This is a genomic window from Vibrio sp. 2134-1, from assembly GCF_033339495.1.
In genome coordinates this window covers 1-559 of record NZ_JAWOUS010000784.1, presented here as the reverse complement: position 1 = coordinate 559, position 559 = coordinate 1, and the positions used below count along the sequence as shown (strand labels likewise).

The 559-nt window shown below is 44.9% G+C and carries 1 pseudogene; it reads right to left on the bottom strand.

The window, feature by feature from the left end:
* Window positions 1-541, bottom strand: a pseudogene (locus R7R78_RS28530) (calcium/sodium antiporter); the annotation flags it as partial.
* Between the last annotated feature and the right edge of the window lie 18 nt (window positions 542-559).

The following is a 559-nucleotide window of genomic DNA, read 5'->3' as shown; positions in this document are numbered from 1 at the left end:
CGATAACCACCCACATGATGGCCTTAGGGTTGCTAACGCCTTGTGGGATTTCTGATTCTTGATCTTCAAGAAACGCATCGCCAGACTTTTGTTCTTTGCGGCTGATTTGCAACATAGCAAATAAAAAAGCACCAAACAGAACAAATAGTAAGACACCTTCATAAAAACCAAGGTGGCTGTTCCACAGTAAAATCCCAGCTAACACAGTTACCGCGATCATTAATGGTAATTCGCGACGGATAACTGCAGAGCTAATAGAAAGAGGTTTGATCAGCGCAGTAATACCTAGGATTAGGGCAATGTTAGCAATGCTTGAGCCCAAAACGTTACCGACAGCGGTATCGGTTTTACCGTCCCAAGCGGCTGTTGCTGACACCATCATTTCTGGTGCTGATGAGCCCATTGCAAGAATGGTCATACCGATCACTAAAGGTGAAATACCGACGTTGCGGGCTATCGCTGCAGAGCCAAAAACAAGTTTATCTGCGCTCCAAACAAGTAAAACAAGACCGACGATAAGCAACGCTACGGCTTCGAGCATGAGAATTCCTAAGTATTA